Annotated in this window: 15 protein-coding genes; 6 read left to right on the forward strand and 9 right to left on the reverse strand. The window is 68.8% G+C overall.

Annotated elements, in window-relative coordinates; all coding sequences use genetic code 11:
* Positions 1–72 precede the first annotated feature (72 nt).
* The gene (locus ACZ7LS_RS21060; RefSeq protein ID WP_385130223.1) at positions 73–201 is read left to right on the forward strand and encodes a hypothetical protein; all 129 of its coding nucleotides are present in this window, start codon (positions 73–75) and stop codon (positions 199–201) included.
* On the opposite strand, the gene ACZ7LS_RS21065 is transcribed toward ACZ7LS_RS21060, so the two are convergent.
* Positions 168–1,211: an NAD(P)-dependent alcohol dehydrogenase gene (locus tag ACZ7LS_RS21065; RefSeq protein ID WP_382880602.1), complete on the reverse strand. Its 1,044-nt coding sequence runs from the start codon at positions 1,209–1,211 to the stop codon at positions 168–170. The two genes, ACZ7LS_RS21060 and ACZ7LS_RS21065, sit on opposite strands and share 34 nt — an antisense overlap.
* A gap of 118 nt (positions 1,212–1,329) precedes the next feature.
* Here ACZ7LS_RS21065 and ACZ7LS_RS21070 point away from each other — a divergent pair, with 118 nt between their 5' ends.
* Positions 1,330–2,253, forward strand: a complete 924-nt coding sequence (locus ACZ7LS_RS21070; protein ID WP_382527867.1) for a helix-turn-helix domain-containing protein — start codon at positions 1,330–1,332, stop codon at positions 2,251–2,253.
* Between the two features lie 10 nt (positions 2,254–2,263).
* On the opposite strand, the gene ACZ7LS_RS21075 is transcribed toward ACZ7LS_RS21070, so the two are convergent.
* The 4 genes from ACZ7LS_RS21075 to ACZ7LS_RS21090 all read right to left on the reverse strand — a co-directional run bounded on the left by ACZ7LS_RS21075 (position 2,264) and on the right by ACZ7LS_RS21090 (position 4,441).
* On the reverse strand, positions 2,264–2,530 hold the full coding sequence (locus ACZ7LS_RS21075) for an AbgT family transporter (protein WP_385130227.1): 267 nt from the start codon (positions 2,528–2,530) through the stop codon (positions 2,264–2,266).
* A complete protein-coding gene (locus tag ACZ7LS_RS21080) occupies positions 2,499–3,149 on the reverse strand; it encodes an AbgT family transporter (RefSeq protein ID WP_385130230.1) in 651 nt (216 codons plus the stop codon). Before ACZ7LS_RS21080 ends, ACZ7LS_RS21075 begins: the two co-directional genes overlap by 32 nt.
* A 156-nt stretch (positions 3,150–3,305) precedes the next feature.
* Complete coding sequence (locus ACZ7LS_RS21085) at positions 3,306–3,809, reverse strand: NUDIX hydrolase (RefSeq protein ID WP_385130233.1); 504 nt, start codon at positions 3,807–3,809, stop codon at positions 3,306–3,308.
* Between the two features lie 341 nt (positions 3,810–4,150).
* The gene (locus ACZ7LS_RS21090) at positions 4,151–4,441 is read right to left on the reverse strand and encodes a hypothetical protein (protein ID WP_382527862.1); all 291 of its coding nucleotides are present in this window, start codon (positions 4,439–4,441) and stop codon (positions 4,151–4,153) included.
* A gap of 370 nt (positions 4,442–4,811) precedes the next feature.
* On the opposite strand from ACZ7LS_RS21090, the gene ACZ7LS_RS21095 reads away from it, so the two are divergent.
* Entirely contained in the window at positions 4,812–5,894 is a 1,083-nt protein-coding gene (locus tag ACZ7LS_RS21095; protein ID WP_382527859.1) for a helix-turn-helix domain-containing protein, read from the forward strand.
* A gap of 147 nt (positions 5,895–6,041) precedes the next feature.
* On the opposite strand, the gene ACZ7LS_RS21100 is transcribed toward ACZ7LS_RS21095, so the two are convergent.
* The gene (locus ACZ7LS_RS21100; RefSeq protein WP_382527857.1) at positions 6,042–6,476 is read right to left on the reverse strand and encodes a hypothetical protein; all 435 of its coding nucleotides are present in this window, start codon (positions 6,474–6,476) and stop codon (positions 6,042–6,044) included.
* 269 nt (positions 6,477–6,745) lie between these two features.
* On the opposite strand from ACZ7LS_RS21100, the gene ACZ7LS_RS21105 reads away from it, so the two are divergent.
* Positions 6,746–7,954: a phospholipase D-like domain-containing protein gene (locus ACZ7LS_RS21105; RefSeq protein WP_382667300.1), complete on the forward strand. Its 1,209-nt coding sequence runs from the start codon at positions 6,746–6,748 to the stop codon at positions 7,952–7,954.
* 43 nt (positions 7,955–7,997) lie between these two features.
* Here ACZ7LS_RS21105 and ACZ7LS_RS21110 read toward each other — a convergent pair whose 3' ends face one another.
* Positions 7,998–8,891 carry an RNA polymerase sigma factor SigF gene (locus ACZ7LS_RS21110; protein ID WP_382527851.1) on the reverse strand — a complete coding sequence of 298 codons (894 nt, stop codon included), beginning with the start codon at positions 8,889–8,891 and terminating at the stop codon, positions 7,998–8,000.
* A gap of 309 nt (positions 8,892–9,200) precedes the next feature.
* On the opposite strand from ACZ7LS_RS21110, the gene ACZ7LS_RS21115 reads away from it, so the two are divergent.
* Complete coding sequence (locus ACZ7LS_RS21115; RefSeq protein ID WP_385130238.1) at positions 9,201–12,023, forward strand: helix-turn-helix transcriptional regulator; 2,823 nt, start codon at positions 9,201–9,203, stop codon at positions 12,021–12,023.
* Between the two features lie 99 nt (positions 12,024–12,122).
* On the opposite strand, the gene ACZ7LS_RS21120 is transcribed toward ACZ7LS_RS21115, so the two are convergent.
* A complete protein-coding gene (locus ACZ7LS_RS21120; RefSeq protein WP_385130240.1) occupies positions 12,123–12,542 on the reverse strand; it encodes an ATP-binding protein in 420 nt (139 codons plus the stop codon).
* 386 nt (positions 12,543–12,928) lie between these two features.
* Here ACZ7LS_RS21120 and ACZ7LS_RS21125 point away from each other — a divergent pair, with 386 nt between their 5' ends.
* Positions 12,929–13,657, forward strand: coding sequence for an SDR family oxidoreductase (locus ACZ7LS_RS21125; RefSeq protein ID WP_385130243.1), 729 nt, complete (start codon positions 12,929–12,931; stop codon positions 13,655–13,657).
* 128 nt (positions 13,658–13,785) lie between these two features.
* On the opposite strand, the gene ACZ7LS_RS21130 is transcribed toward ACZ7LS_RS21125, so the two are convergent.
* A complete protein-coding gene (locus tag ACZ7LS_RS21130) occupies positions 13,786–14,175 on the reverse strand; it encodes a hypothetical protein (RefSeq protein WP_382667315.1) in 390 nt (129 codons plus the stop codon).
* Between the last annotated feature and the right edge of the window lie 7 nt (positions 14,176–14,182).

Here is a 14,182-nt window from a genome sequence, read left to right on the forward strand (position 1 = left end):
GGTGATCCTGCCGGAGCCCGGGGAGGGCGTCGATTACCCGTCTGGTAAAGCCGCGCTGCTCAGATCGTCGCCGTGGCCCAGTTCGCCATCGTGACGCAGTTCGCCACCGTGGCTCAGTTCGCCACCGTGACTCAGATCGCCACCGTGACTCAGATCGCCACCGTGACTCAGATCGTCGCTGTGTCGATCACGAAGCGGTAGCGCACGTCCGAGGCGAGCACCCGCTCGTACGCCTCGTTGATCTGGCTCGCCTCGATCAGCTCGATCTCGGCACCGAGACCGTGCTCGGCACAGAAGTCGAGCATCTCCTGGGTCTCGGCGATCCCGCCGATCGCAGAACCGGCGAGGGTCTTGTTGCCGCCGATCAAGGAGAACAGGTTCAGGGCGACGGGCTCCTCGGGAGCGCCGACGTTCACCAGGGCGCCGCCCGTCTTCAGCAGGCTCAGGTACGCGCCGAAGTCCAGGGGCGCCGACACCGTGGAGAGGATGATGTCGAAGGCACCGGCCAGGTTCTCGAAGGTGGCCGGGTCGCTGGTGGCGTAGTAGTGGTCGGCGCCCAGCTTCAGGCCGTCCTCCTTCTTGCGCAGCGACTGGGAGAGGACCGTGACCTCGGCACCGAGGGCGTGCGCGATCTTGACGGCCATGTGGCCCAGGCCGCCCAGGCCGATCACGGCGACCTTCTTGCCGGGGGCCGCGCCCCAGTGCTTGAGCGGGGAGTACGTGGTGATGCCGGCGCAGAGCAGCGGCGCGGCCACGTCCAGGGACAGCCCGTCCGGAATGCGGACGGTGAAGTTCTCGTCGACGACGACCTTCTGTGAGTAGCCGCCGTAGGTGGGCTCGCCGTCGTGGCCGACGGCGTTGTACGTGCCGACGTTCCCGCGCAGGCAGTGCTGCTCCTGCCCGGCCTTGCAGTTCTCGCACTCGCGGCAGGAGTCGACCATGCAGCCGACGCCGACCCGGTCGCCGACCTTGAATTTCGTCACGCCGGAGCCGACCTCGGCGACGACGCCGGCGATCTCGTGGCCGGGCACCATCGGGAAGATGGCCTCGCCCCAGCCCTCGCGGGCCTGGTGGATGTCGGAGTGGCAGATGCCGGCGAACTCGATGTCGATCAGAACGTCGGACTCGCCGACCGTACGGCGCTGAATGGTAGTGCGCTCCAGCGGCGCCTTGGCGCTGGGGGCGGCGTATGCGGCAACAGTCGTGGTCATGTCCTCCAGGGTGCCTCGCCGCATCCTGTTCACCCAGGTCACCGCTTTGCGTACGTCCAGTGGTCCTACCACTGACGGGGTCAGCCTCCTGGTCGTACGACGGGGAATACTTGAGGACATGGACGACACTCCCGCCGCGGACGACGGTCAGACAGCCCTCGCCGACGGCCTCGACCGCCGCGCCGAGCTCAGCGAATTCCTGCGCACCCGGCGGGCCCGGCTCAAGCCGGAAGACGTGGGAATCCCCTCGCACGGGCGGCACCGGCGCGTACCGGGGCTGCGGCGCGAGGAGCTGGCACAGCTGGCCGGGGTCTCTGTGGCGTACTACACACGCCTGGAACAGGGCAACGGGCGCAATGTGTCGGCGGAGGTGCTCGACTCGATCGCGCGCGCCCTGCGCCTGACCGACACCGAGCACGCGCACCTCACCCACCTCGCCAAGCCGAAGCAGCAGCGCAGGAAGTACCGGACGCCCAAGCGGCAGCAGGTGCGGGTGGCCCTGCACCAGCTGCTGGAGTCGATGGAGGGCGTGCCCGCGTACATCGGCGGGGCGCGCGCGGAGATCCTCGCCTGGAACCGCATGGCGGCGGCGCTGTTCGGCGACTGGGGCAAACTGCCGCCCGCGGAGCGCAACTGGGCGCGGCTGACCTTCCTCTCCCCCGACTACCGCGAACTCTTCCTGGACTGGGACTCCAAGGCGTCCGACATGGTCAGCTATCTGCGGCTGTACGCGGGCCAGCACCCCCAGGACCCGGACCTGTCGGCGCTCGTGGGTGAACTCTCCGTCAAGAGCGAGGAGTTCAGGCGGCTGTGGGCCACGCACGACGTGAAGGAGAAGGGCCACGGCACGAAACGGATGCGGCATCCGCTGGTCGGCGACCTCACCCTCGCGTACGAGACGCTGCACCTCCCCGACGACGACGAGCAGTTCCTGTGCGTGTACCACGCGGAGCCGGGGTCCCCGTCGGCGGAGGCCCTGCGCCTCCTCGCGAGCTGGGGCACGGACACGGTCCGGGCGGACAGCCGGACACCACACCCCTGAGAACCGCGGATCAGCCGCCGTTCGCGTCCGGAGCGTCCAGGCCGATCTCCGCACCCGGTCCGAGCGGCAGTCCGAACGCGTGGAAGATCCCCAGGATCGCCGGCCACACCGCCAGGAACGGTACGACGAAGACGGCGAGCCGCGAGATGAGCGTGCCGAGGCGGGCCTCGGGTTCGTAGCGGCGGAGCATGGCGAGCAGCAGGAAGAGATAGGGGTTCATCGGCGTGATGATGCCGGTGGCCGAGTCACCGATACGGAACGCGGCCTGGCTGAGCACGGGGCATCCCGAGAAGCATGAACGCGGGCACGAAGACCGGCCCGACCAGCGACCAGAGCGCCGATCCCGACACGATGAAGAGGTTGAGGACGGCGACGAGCAGGACGAACGCGACGACGGCCCAGACCCCCGTCAGCCCCACGGAGCTGAGCAGGGCGGCGGCCTTCACGGCGAGCAGGACACCGACGTTGGACCAGTTGAAGACGGCGATGACCTGGGCGGCGACGAACATCAGGACGACGTAGCCCGCCATGTTCCTGACGGAGTCGGACATGGCGGTGACCACGTCCTCCGTGCCCGTCAGCGCCTTGACCGTGATCCCGTACGTGAGCCCGGCCAGCAGGAACGCGCCGAACAGCACCGGGACGATGCCGCTCAGGACCGGCGACGGCACGAACGCCCCGCCGGCACCGCGCAGCGGGGCCCCCGCGGGCAGCCACAGGACGAGGACCACCGCCGCGTGGCCGGCGAGGACGAGCCCGGTCCACAGCAGACCTCGGCGCTGCGCGCGGGTGAGGGTCAGATCCTCCTGCGGGGGTTCGTCACCGGCCTCGGTGTACGGGCCGAGGCGCGGTTCCAGCACGCGGCTGATGAGGAAGCCGCCGAGCGCGCCGAGCACCAGACTGCTGGAGGCGGTGAAGAAGTAGTTGATGAGCAGGTGGATGTGGAGCTATGCGGCGCCGGGGAGCACCGCCGCCGCCTGCTGGGTGATGCCGACCGTAACGGGGCGTGCGTGGGCGTCGTCCCCCCTTCAGGACCCGATAGCGTCGGCCGCTCAGCCCGGGTGGGGCGATCTGCTGGGCGAGCGCGTGAGCTCGGCGGGATAGGCGTCCAGGCGCTGAACATGCCCTGGGAGTGCTTCGAGGAGATCCCACCAGTGAACGGCTGCGGTCTCCTCGTTGGCCTGAAAGTCGCGGGCTCCGGCACAGTGACCTGCGAACACGGCCAGGTATTCGATTCGCTGGTCGGGTGCCAGTACAAATTTCGCATAGCCGACGAACCGCAACGGTCCGTCAGGCTCCTGCCCGCTCTCCTCCAACAGTTCACGCAGAGCTGCCTGACGAGGCGATTCACCCTGCTCGATACGCCCGCCAGGAAGTTCCCAGGACTGACGGTACCGATCGAAGACCATCAGGACCCGGCCCGCACACCAGAGGGCGACGAGCGCCGCCGGCAGCGGCGCATCTCCCGGCGGCGTTGCCTCGTCTTCCCACGTGAACGCGAGCAAGGTGTTGCCACGGTCATCGGTTGCGAGTGGTCTGTCCTCGGAGCCGGCCACGTTCAGATGCTTCCCAGCCCACCGCCTCCGAAAGCCCGCCGCTTGACCACACTGCCGCTCTGCCTCTGTGCGAAACGTAGGCTGGTCACCCCGATTCCAAGATCCCCGACAGCGTCGGGTACTGACCACACCCTGAACAAGAGGCCCCGCCGACCGGTCAACGTCGGCGGGGCCCCTTGTCGTTGCTGGATGAGTCGCAGACCCAGGCTCAGCCTGACGTGATTGGGGCAGGTTCCGGGGGCGCTGATCCATTTGGCCACCGGGGCGGAAACGGTCGTAGGCGCCACCTGACGTCGGACTCCCCGGGGCGAACCCCGAGCGCGGCGGGGAGTCCGGGCGGATCAGAGGTGCTCGATGGTCACGCTCTCCACGTTGCCCCAGCTGCAGTACGCGTTGGTCCGGGTCGGGCCAGTCACGATACTGCTCGTCCCGGACCCTCCCAGCGTGCAGTAGACGCGGACGCGCCACTTGTAGGTCCCTGCGGTGGTGCACTGCCCCCACCCGTTGGTGAGGTTCTTGCCCTTGCTGCAATTGGGCGCCAGAGCAGAAGAGGCTCCGTCGTGGGGGGCGGCCTGCGCGGGCGCCGACACACCGCCCAGCGCCAGTGCCGCTCCGATTCCCAGTCCTGCCACAGCCGCACGGAAACGCATAGGTGCTCCTTCGGTTCGTTGGGACAAGGGCCGCCGTGGGCGACGACACGCCAGCGGCGTGTCGTCTGCTTGTCCGGATTGCCACGGGCAGAGCCGGCGCGGTAAACGCCGGATCTTCCCGAGCGGTCCGGCCGAGTTCCGGGCGCCCGCTTGGCCTTGACTTGATCGCCGTCCCGAAGGCTTCGGGATCGACCGGCTTCAGCCGAGTTCGAGACTGTCCGAGCCACTCATGCGCCACAAGAAAGATTGCTGTTCGGGTGCGTTCGGAACTGTGCTCAATGAGTTCCGAACGCACCCGAACGTGCCCGGATTGGATCGCGTTCCGCCTCTGTCGTGCGGCCATACTGAGGTCATGAGAGATACGGGGAGCCACTTAGCCGGGTCACCGGCAGAGGCGCCGAAGCCAGCGCTGGTCGGCACGCCTACCGAGTTCACCGCAGCGCTGCGCGCGTTGCGGTCCTGGTCCGGACTGACCTATCGGCAGCTTGAGGCGAAGGCCACCGCGCACAATGACACCCTGCCGGCCAGCACGATCGCGACCACGCTCGGCCGCACCACATTGCCGCGAGAACGGTTCGTCGTCGCTTTCACCCGCGCATGCGGCCTTGCCGAGGAGGACGTACGGCAGTGGCTGGAGGCGCGCCGTCGCATCGCCGTCGGCGAACCCGCACCAGCCGTCGACGAACCCGAACCGACCGGCGACGATGGCGATGGTCCGGATTCCGGTGCGTCTGTACCCTCGCGCCACCCACTATGGCGCCGAGCAGTCGGCCTGGCCCTCGCCGCGACCACCGGAGCCGCCGGCGCCCTGGCCATCGGCGGTCTGCTCGACACCTCCAAGTCACCAACAGCACCGGGCGCGATGCCAGTAGCCGGGCTGCGCCTACTGGCCGTCGGCAGTTGGGCTCTCATCCACCCCGCTCGGACCCGGGGCTTGTGTCTCACCGAAGGCAGAGATCGCACAGGCCAATACGAGACCGCGGTCGCCGCCCAGCGCCTTTGCAGTAAGGCCGTCCTGCCGCACGTGTTCCTCGAACCAGTCGGCGCGGACATCGTGCAGATCCAATGGCATCACCCGAAGTACAGCATCGGCTGCCTGACAGTGCTGTTGAACGGTGCGGGCCGCGACCTGCTCGAACCCCGCGAAGACTGCGCCGACGACAACCGGGCCCAACAGTTCCGCATCGAGTCCCTGGGCCCACAGGCCCCGACTCACTTCCGGATCCGCCCTGTCATCACCGACCAGTGCCTGAGTCTGCGCGGCCAAGATGTCAAGGAAGGGACGGAAGTCGTCCAAGGCCGATGCTCCGGCGCCGCCGACCAGGACTTTCTGATCGAACTGATACCGCCCCCACAAGCCCCCGCCGCATCTCTTCCCAACGGCCGCCACGATGCCGCCGCCAATAAACGGTCCGGAGTCCGGCCGACCGCATGACACGTGGTCGCGTCGGCGGGTGACGCGCGGGTCGACCTGATCGATGTGGGGGGGCAGCCCCAGTGGCCGGGACCGCAAACAGATTCTCAGCGGCCATGTGTCCAAGCGCGAGTGATCACGATCCGCGAGTGTCGGTAACGCTTGGGATCAATACGCCTGGGGCTTGCCCAGGGACCAGCCCGATACGTCCGCGAGCCGCCCGCGCCAGAGCCGCGATATCACTGGAGTGTCCGACGTGAGGTACGTCACGTCCCGGAGGTGGATCCACTGGGGCAGCCCGTGGGGCCCGTCCTCCCCCTGCAGTTCGCCCATGACCTGGTCCACCGCCTCCGGAAGTCTCGCGAGCAATACCGCCACATCGCCCTCCACTTGCCGCAGGCCTCGCGCCCACTCCGCCTTCCATACCTCGTGTGCGATCAGATCCCCGTGCAGCACCCCGCCGGGGGTGTGCAGGGTGACCGGCAGACTCGCCTGGGGGTCCTCCCCCACCAGACGGATCAGCAACTGCAGTTGGAGATCGGGAACGGGTGCCGTCACCATCGGTGTGGCGCCCTGGCGGGCCTGCTCCGCGGCGTCCGTCATGATCTTCCCTTCGCAGAACGGCGGTCCTTGGCCTGAGTGCGCGCCGAGCCGGTACCGGGCCGGGCGAGCCCAGCCTATCCGTGCGTGCCAAGCCGTTCGCCGGAGGCATGTCGCAAGGGGTGCTGTCCGGCCCGGCACACGGCGACACCACACGGAATAACCGGAATTGTCCACCCTGGGGGCCCGGAGCGTGGCCGAGTAGGGTCGGCCTGTCCGGCGGGCGGCTCCCGTCGTAGCAGGTCCTCACTCCGTATCCGGGACGGTTCAGCATGACCAGCACACACGCTCAGCGGCCGACGCCTCCGGCCGCTGGAACGGCGCGAGGGGAAGGCGTCCAGCGGATCCGGCGTCGTCTGGAGCGGCTGATAGGAGCCGCCGCGACCGAGGGAAACGCCGTGGAGGTGCTCCGCAATGGCGACGAGATCTTCGCGTCGATGCTGGAGGGAATACGTAACGCGGCACATACCGTGGACATGATGACCTTTGTCTACTGGCGAGGTGACATAGCGCGGCAGTTCGCTCAGGCGCTGGCCGAGCGGGCCCAATCGGGAGTACGGGTACGACTGTTGCTGGACGGCTTCGGCAGCAGGCTGATCGAGAAGGACCAGCTTGCCGAGATGGAACGGGCCGGGGTGCGGGTCGCCTGGTTCCGCAGACCCGTCACCCTCTCGCTGTTCAAGCAGAATCACCGCTGTCACCGCAAAGTCCTGATAGTCGACGAGGAGACGGGGTTCACCGGTGGTGTGGGCATCGCCGAGGAGTGGTGCGGCGACGCCCGCGACGAGAACGAGTGGCGCGATACGCACGTCCGGGTACGTGGCCCCGCCGTGGACGGGCTCGCGGCGGCGTTCGTCCAGAACTGGGCCGAGTGTCACGCGGAGTTGTTCGACGATCGAGACCGTTTCATCACGCACCGCCCGCACGGCGACGCCGTGGTGCAGGTGGTGCGCGGATCGGCGAGCTTCGGCTGGCAGGACATGCAGACGCTGATACGCGTGATGCTGGAATCCGCCGAGGAACGCGTACGCGTCGCCACCGCGTACTTCTCCCCCGACGCCTACTTCATCGAGTTGCTGTGCGCGACCGCGCGCCGCGGGGTGGAGGTGGAGATCCTGCTGCCGGGACCGCACACCGACAAGCGCGTCTCCCAGCTCGCCGGACAGCACAATTACGAGGAGTTGACCGCGTGCGGCGTCAGGATCTACCAGTACCAGCCGACCATGATGCACGCCAAGGTCATCACGGTCGACAACGTCGCCTCGCTGATCGGTTCGACGAACTTCAACCGCCGCTCCCTCGACCACGACGAAGAGGTCATGCTCGCCGTCCTGGACGAGACGTTCACGGCGACCCTCGACGGGCATTTCGAGGAAGATCTCGCGGTGAGCGAACTGATTGACGCGGGCCGCTGGAAGAGACGCTCCCTGGCACAACGCGCCCGGGAGGCGTCCGTCCAGCTCATCCGCCGTTACCTGTGAGCGAGTTCTTCCGTCATGGGTGCACGGCGCCCGCCGGGCCCGGTCAGTCCTGAGCGAGCAGACCGCTCCGGAGCTTGCCGAGGATTCGGTTCAGCAGTCGGGAGACATGCATTTGCGAGTAGCCGAGCCGCTCACCGATCTGGGACTGGGTCAGTTCCTGACCGAAGCGCAATTCGAGGAGGAGGCGATCCCGGTCGTCGAGCTGGTCCAGCAGCGGGGCCAGGCTCTGGAAGTCCTCGACCAGTTCCATCGCGGGATCGCAGGCGCCGAGGATGTCGGCGTAGGTACGAACCGAGTTGTTGCTCGGGCCGTCGTCACCGCCCTCGACCGGCATGTCCAGAGAGCCGGCGTTGTAGCCATTGGCGGCGACCAGCCCCTCGATGATCTCCTCCTCGTCACGCCCGAGGAGTTCGGCGAGTTCCGCGACGGTGGGCTCACGATCCAGCAGGAGAGCCAGTTGCTCCTTGGCCTTGGCCAGTTCGACGCGGAGTTCCTGGAGGCGCCTCGGCACGTGAACGGCCCAGCTGGTGTCCCGGAAGAAGCGCTTGATCTCACCGACGATATAGGGGACCGCGAACGAGGTGAACTCGACCTCGCGCGACAGATCGAACCGGTCGATCGCCTTGATCAGCCCGATCATGCCGACCTGGAGGATGTCCTCCATCTCGTCGGCGCCCCTGCCACGGAACCGGCCCGCGGCGAACCGGACCAGCGACTGGTTCATCTCGATCAGCGTATTGCGCGCGTACTGGTGCTCCCGCGTGCCCTCCTCCACCACCTGGAGCCGGTCGAAGAACAACTTCGACAACTCCCGCGCGTCCCGCGGAGCGACCTTCCCCGCGTCCTCGATCCACGGCAACTCACCCACCCGGTCCGGGCACGTCGACACCTGGTCCGTGGCCTGCGGGGTGCTGGTGAACGATATGGCACTCGGCATGACGTGGTCCCTCCAAGTCGCGGTGGCTCTGCGCGATGGCGTCTTCCCCGGCTGCGCGGGATCACGCCTTGCAAACCGACGCGATTTGTCTTTCCGCTTGTCTTTCCACGGCGCATGGGCCCGGACCGGGCCGCGCGGTGGGCTGGGGCCGAGGGGGCTAAAGTTGTGGATGGGAGAAATATGCCGTCTGACGGAGCGGCCGAAGGCCGCGACAGGTCGGGGGTCGGGACAAGCCTTGAAGCCGCTGGTCACGGCCCGTGTCCCAGCCCGTCGCGGGTGCCGTACCGCCAGCCAGGGACGCGTGCGGTGATGGCCGGCGCCGACGACACCGCGTTCGTGGGACGTAGCGCCGAGCTGGAGCGCATGGACCAGTGTCTGCGAACAGCACGGTCCGGCAAGGCGTCGAGTGTGCTTGTCCAGGGCGCGGCGGGTATCGGGAAGAGCGCACTGGTCCGCCGCTGGCTGGCAGGGCTCGCGCCCGAGGACCTCCCCGTGCTCCGAGCCACCTGCGACACCTCCGAGGAGGACTTGGCGTTCGGCGTGATCGGGCAGCTGACATCCCGCGTACCGGCGGCGCTCCTCGACCGGTTCCCCCTGCTCACGGGAATGGTCCCGGCGGCGGAACCCTTCCAGGTGGGTGCCGAGCTGCTCGGACTGCTCGGCGAGCTGCAGAGCGGCGGTCCGGTTCTGATCGTCATCGACGACGTCCAGTGGGCCGATCGGCCCTCGGCGCAGGTGCTGGGCTTCGTACTGCGCCGTCTGGAGGCCGATGCGGTCCTCACCGTGCTGCTCGCCCGCAGCGGCCCGGCGCCCGGTGAGGCCGGAGGCCTGGATCTGCATCGTCTGATCGCCGGCATGCCGCACAGCCGCGAGCTGACGCTGACCGGGCTGGAGATCACCGAAGTGGCCGAGCTGGCCGGGCTGGCGTACGGCCGTCCCGTCGGCCGCGGCACAGCCGAGCGGCTCCGGAACCACACCGACGGCCACGCCCTGTATCTCCGGACCCTGCTCGCGGAGGTTTCGTGGGAATCCGTGGCTCACGGACGGGACGTCTTGCCGGTGCCGACGTCCCTGGTACAGGCCCTGCGACGCCAGCTGGACGGCCTGCCGGCTCCGGCGCGGAGCCTGGTCGAGGGCATCGCCGTCGTGGGCGGACCGGCGCCTCTTGCCACGGCCGCCCGCGTCGCCTCCGTCACAGAACCCGACGCCGCGCTCGAACCCCTGCTGGCGCAAGGAATCGTGCGCTGGTGGCCCAACCAGCCGTCCACCCCGGTGTCGGTAGCCCACGCGCTGCAGCGCGAGGCCATCGTGGACGCGATCCCGCCCCGTCGGCTGCGGGCACTGCACGCGGCCGCGGCCGCCCTCGTCGACCGCGCCGCCTCCTGGCCGCACCGGGTCGCGGCCGCGAACGGTCCCGATACACGGCTCGCCCGGGAACTCGAACTCGCCGCCGGCGAGTACCACGCGAGCGGCGAGCCCGTACGGGCCGCGACCCTTCTGTTGTGGGCGTCGGAGGTGGCGCGTTCGCGCCGGGAGCGGGAACGCCTGCTGCTCACCGCGGCCGCACGCCTTCTGTGGGCGCAGCAGTACGTGCGCGTGGAACCGCTCCTGGCCAGGGTGGAAGCCGCCGAACCGTGCCCGTTGCGAAGCCTGGTGCTGGGCGGTTACGGAACGCCCCGAGGTGCTCCCGAGACCGTGGACCTGCTCACCGAGGCGCTGGAACCAGAACCAGAACCAGAACCAGAACGGGAACGGGAACGGGAACGGGGAGCCGGTCCGGGCGAGGCCGGAGCGGAAGCGGGGTTCGTGCCGGCCATGGCCGGCACCTGGCTCGGTATCAAGCACATCCTGGACGGTCACGGGGCGAAGGCCGCACCACTGCTCCGGGATGTGCTGGCGATCGAACGTCTGGAGCCGCAACTCGCGCCGTGGGCGACCGGCACCCTGGGGCTCGCCCACAGTTTCTGCGCCGGCGCACGCGCGGCCCTGCGCGAGTACGACACCCTCGCGCCGCCCGGCAGTCCCCGCTCCGCCGCGGAGCAGGCCATCCAGCGCGCCTACCGCGGGATGCTCCAGATGTGGGCCGGAGATCTGTCCGACGCGCAGAACGAACTGGCCGTCGCTCTGGACACGGCCCGCGTCAACGGCTGCGCCGTGACCGCGGAGTTCACCTACGCCAACCTCGCGGTCTCCCAGTACTTCCTGGGCCACTGGGACGAGGCCGCGATCAGCGCCGACCACGCTCTGGTCATCGCCGAGGCCGAGGAGAAGCCCTGGGCCTTCTCATACGCCTGTTCCATAGCGTCGTGGGTGCCCGCGGGGCGCGGGCAGTGGGGGCGAGCCCGGGAACTGGTCCAGCGCTCGCACCAGTGGTCCAAGGCGTTCTCGCCGGGCTTCGCCGCCATCGGGGAGGCCGTGCTGGCACAGGCTCGGGGCGACTGTCCCGCCATGCTCGCCGCGCTGCGGACCATCGTCCGGGCCCGCCCCGACTCGGGGTCGTTGGCCTTCCAGACGTGGTGGCGCCCCCTGTACGTCGAGGCCCTGATCGCCGAGGGTGAACTGGCCGACGCCACTGATGCCCTGGCCCACCTGACGGCGCTGGGCGAGGAGGCGCCCTCGCTGCGCCTGGCCGTGATGTGGCTCTCGGGTCAACTGGCGCGAGCGCTCGGGGAGCACAAGCGAGCCCGTGATCTGTTCGAAGAGGGCCTCGGCCTTTCCGCCTCCTCCGACGATCCGCCTCTGCACCGGGCGATGCTCGCGCACAGCCACGGACGGCTGCTCGCCCAGGCCGGGGAGCACCACCGGGCGGACGGGTGCTTCACCCAGGCCCGCGACCTCTTCACGGCGCTGGGAGCCCAGCCGTTCCTCACGCGCTACCACGACGACTTCACGGACCGGCCCTCCGGCCGCGACCAGGCGGCCGGGGTTCCGCTCTCCGGACTGACCGACCGCGAGCGCGACATATCCCTGCTCATCGGCTGCGGTCTCACCAACAGGGAGATCGCCGCGAAGCTCTTCATCAGCAGCAAAACGGTTGAGTACCACCTCAGCCACGTGTACCAGAAGCTGTCCCTCTCCGGGCGCCGCCAGCTGCGGAACATGGTGCAGCGGGACAGCCCCGTCAGCATCTGAACGCCGGAGGTACGGCGTCACAGGCGCGGGCGGCCGGGACGGCACCCGGGGACGCTGAGGCCAGGGCCGCCGGTGCCACCGCCGGCGGCCGTCCGTGGTTCAGCAGCCCATGGGAAGCGTCACCCGGATCGCCTTGCCCCGGGCGCTGGTCGCCACCACCCAGGTGTCGATCAGTTCCGCGATGAGGCCGAGCCCGAATCCACCGGAGGCCCCCCGTTCCTCGGGCGGTACCGGATGCGGGACCCTCCTGCTCCTGTCCCCCACTTCGAGCAGCAGACTTCGGCCTTTGAGGGCCATCCGCAGGTGACGAGGGCCCGCCGTGTGCCGGCAGGCATTGGTCACCAGCTCGGACACCACCAGCAGGGCGTCCTCCGCCTGCTCGCGCGGTTCTCCGTCCGGTCCCTTCAGGAGCCCTCGGTGGTCGAGGAACTCTGTCAGGACACCGCGGGCGCAGCGGACAGCGTGGAGGCGGCCGGCCAGAGAGATGGTGCGGCCGGTGACCGCATGGACAGATTCCACCGTCATGAGCTTCGCCATCATTGCCTGCGACTCGCTTCCTCAAACAGCGTTGGGTGGCCGGTCGGGATTCTCGGAGGAGCGCTCGCTTTCCACCCTGACACGGAGCGGCCGCGTGGCCTTCAGGGAATATCCCTATGATTGCCCCCAGCACGCCCCATTACCTTACGAATCCCTCCCGTCACCCGGTGTGGCAGCCTCGCATGGTGGGGCTCCCGCTCGCCCCGCTCAGCCACTGTTTCCGCCTCAGGAAGGGCCTCGCGGGGCGCGGCCCGGTCGGCCCGGCCGGGCAGCACATGGGCCGAACGCGCGACCCCGGCCTCTCACCGAACGCCCCCATGGTGATCATGTGTCATATTGCGGACACATCTCACGATGAAAGGCATGGCATGAAGTTCGCGGTCATCGGCGGCACCGGGCTGATCGGGTCGCAGGTCGTCAACAATCTGAACGCCGCAGGTCATGAGGCGGTACCGCACGCACACTCCACCGGGGTCGACATCATCAGCGGTCAGGGACTGGACGAGGCGGTGGCGGGATCCGACGTCGTCGTCAATCTGACGAACTCCCCGACCTTCGACGAAGCCTCCCCGGCCTTCTTCCAGACGTCGATGGACAACCTTCTGGCCGCGGCCCACAAGGGCGGCGTCGGCCACGTCGTCATCCTCTCGGTCGTCGGCGCGGACCAGGTGCCGGAGCTGCACTACTACCGGGCCAAGGTGCTCCAGGAGAACATCCTCGCGGCCGGGCCCATCCCCTACTCGATCGTCCGGGCGACGCAATTCATGGAGTTCATGGACGACGTACTCTCCTGGACCGCCGACGGTGACACCGTCCGGTTGCCCGCCACACCGATCCAGCCGATCGCCGCCAAGGACGTGGCCCACGAGGTGGCGGAGGTCGCCGCGGGTGCCCCGCTCAATGGCACGCGCGACGTCGCCGGCCCCGAGGTGTTCCCTTTGGACGAGCTGGGCCGTATCACTCTCTCCCGCAAGGGCGACGGCCGCACCGTTGTCACCGACCCCACCGCCGGGATGTTCGCCGTCGTCAAGGGTGACGTCCTCACCGACAAGGACGCCCATCTCGCCCCCACCCGTTACAGCGACTGGCTTTCCTGAACGGCACGCGCCGCCGGCTTCCGGTTCGGCCGGACGCCGGCGATCCGGGCAAGTCGGCCGGTCTCGGTCCCGGCGGTCACCTCGCATGCCGTCACCGGGCCTCTCGGTGAACAAACACCGGCCACTTCTCAAGCCAGCGCCAGGCACACCATGAACGGCACAGGAATGAGCACCGCGGCCGCGAGCCAGACTCCGGTGCGTCGTCCGCGACGGCGCGGGAGAAGCACGTCGACCAGCAACACCAGTGCCAGCATGAACAGGCCGGTCACCGCCAAGAGGAACATGATGACCCACGCATGATCGAGGGTCGTGTAGTTGCAGTTGATGACACCTGGTTCGACGACGTCTTCCACCTGCCGGCAGTCCATCGGCAGGTACTTGGTCAGCAGCCACCACAACAGGTAGAGCGGCACGATCGCGGGCACCCCGAGGGCGAGGTTCACCAAGCCGGGTGCCCAGAGACCGCCCCTCGCCCGAACCGTGTCCCTGCCATCCTCATCCGCTTCGTACACAGCCATCGTCGCC

This window comes from Streptomyces sp. NPDC039430 (genome assembly GCF_055639435.1).

Coding starts and splice junctions, on each gene's coding strand:
- ACZ7LS_RS21095 (WP_382527859.1), top strand. CDS start 4,812: ATGAGAGATACGGGGAGCCACTTAGCCGGGTCACCGGCAGAGGCGCCG.
- ACZ7LS_RS21125 (WP_385130243.1), top strand. CDS start 12,929: ATGAAGTTCGCGGTCATCGGCGGCACCGGGCTGATCGGGTCGCAGGTC.
- ACZ7LS_RS21070 (WP_382527867.1), top strand. CDS start 1,330: ATGGACGACACTCCCGCCGCGGACGACGGTCAGACAGCCCTCGCCGAC.
- ACZ7LS_RS21100 (WP_382527857.1), bottom strand. CDS start 6,476: ATGACGGACGCCGCGGAGCAGGCCCGCCAGGGCGCCACACCGATGGTG.
- ACZ7LS_RS21130 (WP_382667315.1), bottom strand. CDS start 14,175: ATGGCTGTGTACGAAGCGGATGAGGATGGCAGGGACACGGTTCGGGCG.
- ACZ7LS_RS21115 (WP_385130238.1), top strand. CDS start 9,201: ATGGCCGGCGCCGACGACACCGCGTTCGTGGGACGTAGCGCCGAGCTG.
- ACZ7LS_RS21065 (WP_382880602.1), bottom strand. CDS start 1,211: ATGACCACGACTGTTGCCGCATACGCCGCCCCCAGCGCCAAGGCGCCG.
- ACZ7LS_RS21105 (WP_382667300.1), top strand. CDS start 6,746: ATGACCAGCACACACGCTCAGCGGCCGACGCCTCCGGCCGCTGGAACG.
- ACZ7LS_RS21110 (WP_382527851.1), bottom strand. CDS start 8,891: ATGCCGAGTGCCATATCGTTCACCAGCACCCCGCAGGCCACGGACCAG.